The organism is Candidatus Thioglobus sp., assembly GCF_028599055.1.
In the GTDB taxonomy this organism is placed as follows: domain Bacteria; phylum Pseudomonadota; class Gammaproteobacteria; order PS1; family Pseudothioglobaceae; genus Thioglobus_A.
This window is the reverse complement of record NZ_JAQRMS010000039.1, coordinates 1-10879: the sequence shown is the minus strand read 5'-3', so window position 1 is coordinate 10879 and position 10879 is coordinate 1. Positions and strand designations below refer to the sequence as shown.

Sequence of the window (10879 nt, the reverse complement as noted above, 5' to 3'; positions counted from 1 at the left end):
TCAAGTTTCTGCTTAATTTTAATCTCCAAACCTCGATCTGTTGGCTGATAATAACTCTGCTCGCCTAGCGCCTCAGGGAAATAAGTTTGCCCGTGGCTAATGCCGTCCAGTTCATCATGAGCATAACGATAATCTTGTCCATAGCCTAGCTCGTTCATCAACCCCGTAGGTGCATTGCATAAATGCTTTGGCACGGGCAGTTCGCTGGTTTGTTGCGCCATACTCATGGCCTGATTAAACGCCAAATAAGTGGCGTTGGACTTTGGCGCAACCGCACAATAAATCGCCGCCTGTGCAATGGCTCGATTGCCTTCTTTGTCGCCCACTCGCTCATACACATTCCAGGCATTTAACGTAATTTCTAGCGCTCTCGGATCAGCATTGCCGATGTCTTCAGAAGCAATTGCCAGCAATCTTCTGGCAATGGTTTTTGGATCACAGCCACCCACCAACATTCGCGCCATCCAGTATAGCGCCCCGTCTGGGCTTGAGCCGCGAACCGACTTATGAAATGCTGAGAGTTGTTGATAAAAAATATCGCCACCCTTGTCAAAACTTGCCACCGAATCTTGCAAAAATGTTGTGATGCTTTTCTCGTCTAGTTGGGCCAAACCCGCCTGATTAATTTTTTCCACAATATTAATCAGGCGACGCGCATCGCCATGACTACTGGCAATAATTTTTTGTTGTGACGATGTGTCTAGCTCAAGTTGCAAATGCGTCAAACAACGCTGCAGAATTTGCCCCTGTCCCGCTTCATCAAGCGCCTCTAATACATAAACACTCAAGCGCGACAGTAGCGCCCTATTAAGTTCAAATGACGGATTTTCAGTGGTGGCACCTATCAAGGTAATTAAGCCAGATTCAATATGTGGCAAAAAGGCATCCTGTTGGGCCTTATTAAACCGATGAATTTCATCAACAAACAACACTGTAGACTGGCCAATGGCTTGGTATTTTTTAGCGTTTTCAACCACATTTCGCAACTCTTTCACGCCATCTAGTACCGCACTCAACTGAACAAAATACCCCTCAACCTGAGTGCAAATAATGCGTGCCAAGGTGGTTTTTCCCACGCCAGACGGCCCCCATAAAATCATCGAATGCAGTTGCTTATTATTAATTGCCTGTTTGAGTGGGTGGGTGTCATTCAGCAAATGACTTTGCGAGAAGAACTCACTCAAGTTATCGGGTCTTAGGGTTTCAGCTAATGGAATCATAAGCCCAATTTTATTATATTTTCTGCATAACTGCTGTCATCTGCCGACTTCAAAATTAACACTACCTTAAGCTTAAGCGTTTCAGCCAGTTGTTGCGCCTTAACACTACCCATAGCCATCATCGCTGTTGCATAGGCATCTGCTAATAAGTTACTTGGATGAATAACACTGACTGAGAACAAGTCGCTGTTCACGGGTAGGCCTGTATGCGGATCAAGAATATGTGCATATTGCTCACCCTCCCAGACAAAATATTGTCGGTAGTTGCCTGAGGTGGCTATCGATTCATTCATTAAATCAATAGCAATTGGCGCTTGGCCTGCTGGTGTTTCAATGCCAATTGTCCACCGACCTTTAGCCTTAACCTCGCCACCAATTTCAACCATATACCGCTCAATCTGCTGCTGATCAAGCAGGCGAGCAACCTCATCCACCGCATATCCTTTAGCAACTGCTGAAAGATTTAATTTAATATCTGCCTGTTTAGTTAGCTGATCAGCCTCTAGTGAGACTTTGCTAATCGAGGCGTTTTTAAGTGCGCTTGCAACCTTATTTCTACTAGGTTTTTGCGCAACTTTTGTTGCGCCAAATCCCCAAACATCAATTAAGCTGCCCAATGCAGGATCAAAAAAACCTTGTGTTTGACCACTCACCCAAATTGATTCAGATAGAACTTTTAATAATTCAGCAGACAGTCGCACCGGCTGGTCTATAGGATGTTGGTTAACTTTTGATAACTCTGAGTGCTGATCCCAACTTGAAAAAATTTGGTTAATTTGCTTAAGGCGCTGGTCAATTAAACTCTGGTCAACCTTGCCCTGGGTTTTGATGGTGTAGCTAGTACCCATCGTCTTGCCAGTAATTTGTTCAACTGATTGCGTTTGCAGACAGCCACTTAGACCAAAAAAGAGAAGGATGATTAACAACTTAGGCATTATAATTTTGTCATGTTTCGATTGATTATTTGCTTACTCTTTTCTAGCTGGTCTTATGCCAATGATACCCTAGCGCATAAAACTCTGCCCGAGGCTCAAAGTTTTGAAGATTTTCTGCAAGATATCCGCCATCAGGCGAGTTCACAAGGTGTATCTGCTGCCACTTTGGATTTAACCTTATCCGGCCTCACACCGAACCCAACAGTCATTAAATTTGACCGAACGCAGGCAGAATTTAGCCAAAATTTTTGGAAATATCTCGGCTCTAGAGTCAGCGACTATCGCTTAAAAAACGGTGCCAAAAAACTTAAACAGCATCAAAAAGTTCTACAAAAAAACTACCAAAAATACGGCGTTCCGCCTCATATCATTGTTGCCTTTTGGGGTTTGGAAACCAACTTTGGCACCTATACAGGTGACCTAAGCTTAGTACGCTCCTTAGCCACACTGAGCTATGATCAACGACGTAGCGCGTTTTTCACCCAGCAATTACTTACTTTATTAGGCCTGATTGATTCAGGCAAAATTCCAGCTAACGCCAAAGGCTCTTGGGCTGGTGCAATGGGCAATGTTCAGTTTATGCCAACCAATGTTAAAGCCTATGGTGTGGATGCTGATCAAGACGGTGAAATCGGCCTATGGGATAATACTCAAGACATCTTTGCCAGTGCAGCAAATTTTTTAGAAAACATCGGCTGGCATCGAGGCGAGCGTTGGGGTCGTGAAGTTAGCATCCCAAGCAGCTTTGACTATCAGTTAGCAAATTTAAAAACCAAAAAAACTGTTAATGAGTGGGCGAACCTTGGTGTAAAAACTGCCGATGGTCAAAGCTTACCAAGCTCTAACATGAGTGCCTCGTTACTACTACCCATGGGCTACAACGGCCCTGCATTTTTAGTGTATCGAAATTTTCGCGCTATTTTGCGCTGGAACAATTCCATCTTATACGCCCTCTCAGTCGGACACCTATCTGATCGACTTGCAGGTACGAGCCAACTATACGCCACACCCATTAAAGAGCCTTCGCTGAGTCGTGACAATATCAATCTAATCCAAACTCAACTCAATGCACTTGGCTTTGATACTGGCGAGCCCGATGGCATTTCAGGACCAAAAACACGCAATGCCGCACGTGCATATCAGCATGCCAACCAACTACCTGTTGATGGCTATGTAGGCTACCAACTATTACAGCAACTACAATGACCATTAACACCTACTTAGGCTTTGATGTTGGCACCAAGCGTACCGGCGTTGCCATTGCTAATAGCCTAACCCTGCAAGCAAATGGCCTTGAACTGGTGACACACCATAAAAATGGTGCCACTAATTGGGATGGATTTGACGTTATTATCGCCCAACATCCAGCCAATTTATTTATTGTCGGAGTTCCTTATGATCAAGACGGCAAAGAACAAGAAATGACTTTTATCGCCAAATCATTCGCCCGAAAGCTCAGTGAGCGTTATCAAGTTGAAACCGTTTTGGTTGATGAGTATTTATCATCCAATGAAGCTAAAAAACAACTAAAATATAATCATCATCACAAAAACGCAAAACGCGGTGATGTGGATAAGCGCTCCGCGGCGCTTATATTGCAAACTTGGCTGGGAGATTCATGAAAAAAGACCTGATTAGCAACCACACACAGCTAGATAATTCTGGCAAGTTGGTCCATTTATTAGGTCTTGAAGATTTACCCAAATCTCACTTACTTGATATTCTCGATAAAGCTGACAGTTTACTGGATGGCCAAGGCAACTTAAAAAAATCAAAAGCACTGGACGATATGTCAGTTGCCAATTTGTTTTTCGAGCCTTCAACCCGAACCAGAAACACATTTGAGATTGCTGCCATGCGCAGTAGCGCTAACGTTATTAATGTCGATTTAGCCAACTCCGCTTTAAAGAAAAACGAAGCACTAATGGACACCATGCATACGCTTAAAGCCATGCAAATAGACATGTTTGTGATTCGTCACAAGCAATCTGGCTTACCTCATCATGTGGCCCAGCATCTAGAAGGCATCTCTATCCTGAATGCCGGCGATGGTACCAATGCACACCCAACACAAGCACTATTAGATATGTTGAGCATTCGTCAACATAAGCCAGATTTTGAAAACCTATCAGTGGCCATTGTCGGCGATATTACCCACTCACGAGTTGCCCATTCAGATATCCAAGCTCTGAAAACACTTGGCACGACAGACATTCGCCTTATTGCACCAGAAGGTTTGCAATATGATACTGAACACCGCAACAGCGTTAAATGTTTTTCTGATATTGATATCGGCCTTAAAGGTTGTGATGTGATTATGGTGTTGCGCCTACAAAAAGAGCGCATGCTAGAAGCCGACATTCCCAATGAGCAAGAATACTTTGACAATTACGGCTTAACCACTGAACGCTTAGCCTTGGCCAATAAAGATGCAATTGTTATGCATCCTGGACCAATTAATCGTGGTGTAGAAATTGACTCTGCCGTTGCTGATGGCGCCCAGTCCGTTATACTTCAACAGGTCACAAATGGTATTGCAGTACGCATGGCGGTGATGCAAATTTTAGCAAAAAATCATGAATAACCTACTAGACTACGACGATCTAAAAGCCACATTACACGTGCTTAACACCGATGACACTATTTCTAGCGCTCACGGCATTTTGTGTGGTTTTGCCTGTGTAAAGCCCGAGCTCACACTGGACGATTGGCTTAATGAAGTGCTGGTTAGTATCGATCTTAACAATCTAAATGAAAAATCTGCCCATGAAGCTTTGGCGCAAATTTTTAATGGAACCTTGTCACAACTCAACGATGCAACCCTGGATTTTCAACTGTTAATGGCAGATGAAGATGCCAGATTAGGTGAACAGGCCAACACGCTAATTGAATGGTGCCAGGGTTATCTGGTTGGCCTGGGCCTACAAAAGATATCCACCACCGATGAAGATGCACTTGAGATGATTAAAGATATTTCTGAAATATCAAACCTTGATGCTGACGTGGTTGACAGCGAACAAAACGCCCAAGATTTGTTTGAAATCATCGAGTTTGTGCGCATGGGCGTGCTGCTAATTCAGGAAACTTTACAGCCATCTAAGCAAGACTATATCAGCCCAGAAACACTGCATTAACCGCTCAAACGCAGCCACAGACTACGTTCAAACACTTTAAGCGCTGATAATATAACAATATCATAAAATTATGCCCTAGTGATAGTGTTGCAAAGCTGTTGCAAGTGTATATCATGGCACACCCATAAGGGGATTAAATCTTGAGGAGGAGGTAGCCGCCTAACTAAACTTGAGGAGAATAAAAAAAACGACTACCTAATAGAAAATCATTAAATAAATCTCGGGGGAGAGAAATAATGATCTTCTAAGTATTATTATACCATAATATTAGATAAATGTAATATAGTTTTCACTTTTCTAATAAAAAAAAGGACTAACGCAAACAAAATGATAAAAAGATTTTCCCCAGCATACTTCGTGCCTCACGTTGCACTCTTTATCGCTCTATTCGCTTTAATTGGTAACGCTTCTGCCTTTAATCATAAAACTGAAGTCATTAAAGCTGATATTACTAACATTGAACCTATTTACATGAACTACTCCTTGCAAAAGGTTAGTACACCGTGTGACTCAGGTGTTCGTGGCTGCTGGGATGTTAGCTATCAAAAGAAGGCTGCCAAAGTACTAAAAGGCTACCGAGTTAAGCTTAGCTATAAAAACAACACCTTTACAGCCAGAATGCAACGCAAACCTGCTGATAAACATTTAAACATTCGAGTTAAAAGTGATCTGCTAGTGATTCCTAGCACGGTTGCGATTAATGCAGCAGTCGTTTACTAAAGCTTAACGATCTAGGCTGGCAAATTGCTGTGGCAATTTAGGCGCCGACACAAACGCTGACTCTACAACAAAATCATAACCCTTATTACCGTAGTTATAAAATGCTGAATTAGCTTGTTGTGCTTGCTTACTGGCTTGTTGCTCAAACATGGCTAACGGGTTAAACACGCCGTAAGGTGCAGATATTTGTGCTAAAGCGTTGGCGCTAGCAATAAGTGTTATCAATGCAATAGTGTTTAAAATTAGTTTCATCATGTTTGTTTTAGTTAATTAGTATGCCGACACATTAACTCTTGAGGAGAGAATAATTCTTGGGGGAGAGTGCCGACATGTGAGCTATTATATCATGTTTTTCTAATATGTCAACATTATTATGTAATTATTTACTAATAGTTAATACACCAATCAGATAAACCCATAAAGTAGTGTTTTTACACAAATATAACACTATAATAGCACCACTCAATATGCAAGGCGCACACTATACTGCACTTCGTATTAAGACCAAACCTTATTCGAAGGATAATGTTTTAAAAACCGCCCGAGGAGAGAAGTCAAAAAAGGCGCCATACTGGCGCCTTTTTTTGTTTTTTATAGATTAAGTTGTCGCCTGATCAATACTTATAACAAAAGTGTGTTTATTAACTAAAGAAATAAACAGCGCCCAAATAACTGACGATCCTTGTGGGCGCATGCATGCGTATATAAAACGCAAAATTTATAACAATCGAATAAATCGATTAATTAGTTAACAGGCAATAAAAAAGCACACCAAAAGGTGTGCTTTAAAATATGGTGGCCGCACCTAGAATTGAACTAGGGACACAGGGATTTTCAATCCCTTGCTCTACCAACTGAGCTATGCGGCCGTAAAAGTCAGAATTATACCAACAAATTCTATACGTGAGCTAAAAACTATTCGCCTAAAAATCTCTCTGCATCTAGAGCAGCCATACAGCCCGAGCCTGCCGAGGTGATTGCTTGACGATAAATATGGTCAGCCACATCTCCCGCTGCAAACACACCCTCAATTGAAGTTTGGGTCGCATTGCCTTGTGTGCCACTTTGCACTTGAATATAGCCGTGATTCATCTCAAGATGTCCTTCAAAAATACCCGTATTCGGTGTGTGACCAATAGCAATAAACACGCCGTGTACATCAATCTCTTTCGTGTCGCCATCGTTACTCTTTAAGCGTAAGCCAGTAACGCCCATGTTGTCACCCAATACCTCGTCTAAATTTTGGTTAAACTCAATGGTGATATTGCCGGTTTTAGATTTCTCAATCAGCTGGTCTGATAAGATCTTTTCACTAGAAAACTTATCGCCACGATGAACAATGGTTACGTGGTCTGCAATATTTGACAAAAATAGCGCTTCTTCCACGGCTGTATTACCACCGCCAACAACTGCCACCTTTTGGCCACGATAGAAAAATCCATCACAAGTGGCACAAGCAGAAACACCCTTGCCTTTAAATGCTTCTTCAGATTCTAGGCCTAAATAACGTGCCGAAGCACCAGTAGCAATAATAACAGCGTCGGCCGTGTAAGTGGTTGAGCCGCCATTTAAGGTAAATGGGCGTTTTGAAAAATCAACTTCAGTAATATAATCATTAATAATTTCGGTATTAAAGCGTTCGGCATGTTTTTTCATGCGCGCCATCAAATCAGGGCCTTGTACACCCGCGTCATCACCCGGCCAATTGTCCACTTCAGTGGTAGTCATCAACTGACCGCCTTGCTCCAAGCCACTCACCATGACAGGACTAAGGTTTGCGCGCGCCGCATAAACAGCCGCTGAATAGCCCGCTGGACCAGAACCCACAATCAATACCTTACAATGTTTATTTTCACTCATTTCTACCTCAATCCTTTATAATTATACACAGACCAAAATCGGTCATTTTATTTCAATCATTATAAAGCAAGCACAAATCCCCTTGAAAAAAAATACCTCGCCAAAGGCCAAAAAAAACACAAACAAACCGCGAACCAAAGCCAGTAGCGAAATTTTATTTATTGCGCTAGTCGCCGCAGGATTGGTTTATTTGGCGGCGCTAATCACCCACTCTGTTCATGAAAACCCTTGGTCAGGTGATGTGGCACTTGATAGCTCAGTAACCAATGTAGCTGGCATATTTGGCGCTTATTTAAGCGATATATCTCTGTCTATTTTGGGGCTAAGCACGTACATCATTCCTTTGGCGTTGATGTGGCTAGGTTGGCGCATTCATAAAAATGCAATGCGTGATCGCTCACCTAAAATTGTTGTTATGGTTCGCAGCATTGCGCTGCTAATCTTAATCGCCTTTAGTAGTGCCTTTTTTGCTCAAAATTTAACCAGTATCGGTTCAGCCGGTGGCTATTTGGGTATTAGCATGCATGAGTATTTTGGCGTGCTGTTCGGCAGTGCCTCGGTGGTTATTTATCTTGGCATCATGATGATCAGCTTTAGCATTGCAACCACCGCTTCTTGGGTTGTTATTTTTTCATCAACTGGCAGCTGGTTAGGTGGTTTTTTTGCCAAATTGAAAGAAAATCGCGCCAAAGCCAAACTCAAAAAACAAGAAAAACTAACCATTACGCCCAAGCCTAAAGCGCCAAAACCGAGTGTGGTTGCAAAAGTAAAGGCGGCCAAAGTTAAAACAAGCAAAAAAATTAACAAGCCCGCATCTTCGAATCTCTTCAATACGGGCGCCATAGCTGGCCTGCCAAGCCTTGACTTACTTGATGAGCCTGTTGTAAACACCAGTGGTTTTTCTGAACAAGTGCTTGAAGACATGTCGCGCCAAGTTGAAGAAAAACTTAAAGATTTTGGCTTTGATGTTAGCATTACCACCGTCACGCCAGGGCCAGTGGTAACCCAGTTTGAGTTGTCTTTAGCACCGGGTGTTAAGGTGTCACAAATCATTAACCTAAACAAAGATTTAGCACGTGCACTATTGGTTGAAAGTGTGCGCATTGTTGATGTAATTCCTGGCAAACCGGTTATTGGCTTAGAAATTCCAAATGAGGTTCGTGAACTAATCAGCTTAAAAGAAGTGCTGGCTTCACAAGCGTTTGCCAAATCTAGCTCAACACTAACGATGGGGCTGGGCAAGGATATTAATGGCAATCCGGTGATTGCCAATTTGGCCAAAATGCCACACTTGTTAGTTGCTGGTGCTACAGGCATGGGTAAGTCGGTTGGCCTAAATGCCATGATTCTGAGTGTGCTTTATAAGGCCAAGCCTGAAGAAGTACGCATCATCATGATTGATCCAAAGATTGTTGAATTAGCTATTTATGCGGACATCCCGCATCTACTAACCCCAGTAGTTACCGACATGAATGAGGCGGCATCAGCATTATGGTGGTGTGTGAATGAAATGGAGCGTCGCTATTCATTGTTGGCCAAGTTTGGCGTGCGTAACATTGATGGCTTTAACGACAAACTCAAAAAAGCCAAAGAAAAAGGCGAGCCGTTACTCGACCCAACCTTCAATAAAAATACTGCTGAAGAAGGTGAGCAAGCGCCAGAGCTAGAAACATTGCCACTAATTATGCTGGTAATTGACGAGTACGCTGATATGCTTGGCGCGCTGGCTCAAGAAGATCGCGCAAAAGCCAAGCGCGTTGAAGCACTGATTGTGCGCTTAGCGCAAAAGGCGCGTGCAGCGGGCATCCATATTATTATTGCCACTCAACGTCCAAGTGTTGATGTTATTACTGGCCTGATCAAATCTAACGTACCAACACGTATCGCCTTTAAGGTTTCCTCCAAGGTTGACTCTCGCACCATTTTGGATCAAGGTGGTGCTGAACAATTACTCGGTATGGGTGATATGCTTTACATGAGCCCTGGCATGTCGCACCTAACTCGTGTACATGGCGCCTTTGTTGATGATGATGAAATCCTACGTGTGGTTAATTTCTTAAAAGAAAACTCTGAAACCAATTATCTAGACGGCATTTTAAATGCCCATAGTGAGTCGCAAGATTCACATGAGTCAACCGGTGGCGCCAAATCAACCGCTACTGGCGAAATGGACCCGCTTTATGATGAAGCAGTACAGATAGTCACTTCGTCAAGAAGAGCGTCTATTTCTAGCTTACAGCGCCGCATGCGTATTGGCTATAATCGCGCTGCACGCATTATTGAGGATATGGAAGCAGCAGGTGTTGTTAGCACCATGAATAGCGCGGGCAATCGTCAAGTGCTTGCACCAGAACCAATCAACAATGATGGTTAAATTAGTGGCCGTTTTGGCCATTTTCGCTTCAAGTTTTGCAAGTGCTAATAACGAGTTTCGTGATTTTTTTAATACCGTAGAAACGCTAAGCGCTAATTTTAATCAGCAAACCCTTGACGAGTCAGGCCAGGTCATTGCCAACACGTCCGGTTATTTAAAATTTAAGCGCCCTGCGCAGTTTGTTTGGCAAACCAAACAGCCGATTGATCAAACTCTGTTATTAAATAATAATGAGCTGTGGCTGATTGATCATGAGCTAGAGCAAGCCAGCATGCGCAATATTGACGAGCTAAAAAATACCCCACTATATTGGCTACTCAATCGGCCTGAGCAACTGAAAACCCTACCAACCTTTGAGCAAGAAAGCCAAGGGATTCGCTGGTATCGCACGCAAGAATCTAACCAACTTAGCTTTGGTTTTGCCAAAAAACAACTGGTTGCTATTCAGCTAAACAATCAACTGGGGCAGACTATTTTGGTTAGGTTTAAAAATGTGAACAGCAATTCAGCTATGAGTCAGAACATCTTTAAACTCAACTTGAGTGAAGACTTCGACGTTATTAAATCGTTTTAGAAAATTGCGTTTTACTGCTGGCCAAATACGCATCGAACACCATGCAAATATTACGAATCAAC

The 10879-nt window shown here is 42.7% G+C and carries 11 protein-coding genes and 1 tRNA gene; 7 read left to right on the top strand and 5 right to left on the bottom strand.

The annotated features are described in order from the left end of the window. A partial coding sequence (locus PSN35_RS03990; RefSeq protein ID WP_300029784.1) for a replication-associated recombination protein A occupies positions 1-1220 on the bottom strand: 1220 nt, incomplete at its 3' end. Beyond that, positions 1217-2155: an FAD:protein FMN transferase gene (locus tag PSN35_RS03985; protein ID WP_300029781.1), complete on the bottom strand. Its 939-nt coding sequence runs from the start codon at positions 2153-2155 to the stop codon at positions 1217-1219. The genes PSN35_RS03990 and PSN35_RS03985, both read right to left, overlap by 4 nt. 12 nt (positions 2156-2167) lie before the next feature. On the opposite strand from PSN35_RS03985, the gene PSN35_RS03980 reads away from it, so the two are divergent. The 5 genes from PSN35_RS03980 (at position 2168) to PSN35_RS03960 (ending at position 6009) form a co-directional block, all read left to right on the top strand. After that, on the top strand, positions 2168-3361 hold the full coding sequence (locus PSN35_RS03980) for a lytic murein transglycosylase (protein ID WP_300029778.1): 1194 nt from the start codon (positions 2168-2170) through the stop codon (positions 3359-3361). Beyond that, positions 3358-3777: a Holliday junction resolvase RuvX gene (ruvX, locus tag PSN35_RS03975; protein ID WP_300029775.1), complete on the top strand. Its 420-nt coding sequence runs from the start codon at positions 3358-3360 to the stop codon at positions 3775-3777. The genes PSN35_RS03980 and ruvX overlap by 4 nt, the downstream gene beginning before the upstream one ends. Next, positions 3774-4739 carry an aspartate carbamoyltransferase catalytic subunit gene (locus PSN35_RS03970; RefSeq protein ID WP_300029772.1) on the top strand — a complete coding sequence of 322 codons (966 nt, stop codon included), beginning with the start codon at positions 3774-3776 and terminating at the stop codon, positions 4737-4739. Before ruvX ends, PSN35_RS03970 begins: the two co-directional genes overlap by 4 nt. Next, positions 4732-5289, top strand: a complete 558-nt coding sequence (locus PSN35_RS03965) for a YecA family protein (protein ID WP_300029769.1) — start codon at positions 4732-4734, stop codon at positions 5287-5289. The genes PSN35_RS03970 and PSN35_RS03965 overlap by 8 nt, the downstream gene beginning before the upstream one ends. A 357-nt stretch (positions 5290-5646) precedes the next feature. After that, positions 5647-6009: a hypothetical protein gene (locus tag PSN35_RS03960; protein WP_300029763.1), complete on the top strand. Its 363-nt coding sequence runs from the start codon at positions 5647-5649 to the stop codon at positions 6007-6009. Positions 6010-6012: 3 nt separating this feature from the next. Here the strand turns inward: PSN35_RS03960 and PSN35_RS03955 are convergent, their stop codons facing one another. The 3 genes from PSN35_RS03955 to trxB form a co-directional block, all read right to left on the bottom strand. Then, entirely contained in the window at positions 6013-6264 is a 252-nt protein-coding gene (locus PSN35_RS03955; RefSeq protein WP_300029760.1) for a hypothetical protein, read from the bottom strand. Between the two features lie 538 nt (positions 6265-6802). Further along, positions 6803-6878, bottom strand: a tRNA-Phe gene (locus tag PSN35_RS03950). A 46-nt stretch (positions 6879-6924) separates the two neighbouring features. Further along, entirely contained in the window at positions 6925-7869 is a 945-nt protein-coding gene (gene trxB / locus PSN35_RS03945; protein WP_300029757.1) for a thioredoxin-disulfide reductase, read from the bottom strand. Between the two features lie 82 nt (positions 7870-7951). Here trxB and PSN35_RS03940 point away from each other — a divergent pair, with 82 nt between their 5' ends. Both PSN35_RS03940 and lolA read left to right on the top strand, forming a co-directional pair. Further along, entirely contained in the window at positions 7952-10243 is a 2292-nt protein-coding gene (locus PSN35_RS03940; protein ID WP_300029754.1) for a DNA translocase FtsK, read from the top strand. Continuing rightward, positions 10233-10817, top strand: a complete 585-nt coding sequence (gene lolA, locus PSN35_RS03935; RefSeq protein WP_300029750.1) for an outer membrane lipoprotein chaperone LolA — start codon at positions 10233-10235, stop codon at positions 10815-10817. Before PSN35_RS03940 ends, lolA begins: the two co-directional genes overlap by 11 nt. Positions 10818-10879: the final 62 nt, after the last annotated feature.

Coding starts and splice junctions, on each gene's coding strand:
- PSN35_RS03985 (WP_300029781.1), bottom strand. CDS start 2,155: ATGCCTAAGTTGTTAATCATCCTTCTCTTTTTTGGTCTAAGTGGCTGT.
- PSN35_RS03980 (WP_300029778.1), top strand. CDS start 2,168: ATGTTTCGATTGATTATTTGCTTACTCTTTTCTAGCTGGTCTTATGCC.
- ruvX (WP_300029775.1), top strand. CDS start 3,358: ATGACCATTAACACCTACTTAGGCTTTGATGTTGGCACCAAGCGTACC.
- PSN35_RS03970 (WP_300029772.1), top strand. CDS start 3,774: ATGAAAAAAGACCTGATTAGCAACCACACACAGCTAGATAATTCTGGC.
- PSN35_RS03965 (WP_300029769.1), top strand. CDS start 4,732: ATGAATAACCTACTAGACTACGACGATCTAAAAGCCACATTACACGTG.
- PSN35_RS03955 (WP_300029760.1), bottom strand. CDS start 6,264: ATGATGAAACTAATTTTAAACACTATTGCATTGATAACACTTATTGCT.
- trxB (WP_300029757.1), bottom strand. CDS start 7,869: ATGAGTGAAAATAAACATTGTAAGGTATTGATTGTGGGTTCTGGTCCA.
- lolA (WP_300029750.1), top strand. CDS start 10,233: ATGATGGTTAAATTAGTGGCCGTTTTGGCCATTTTCGCTTCAAGTTTT.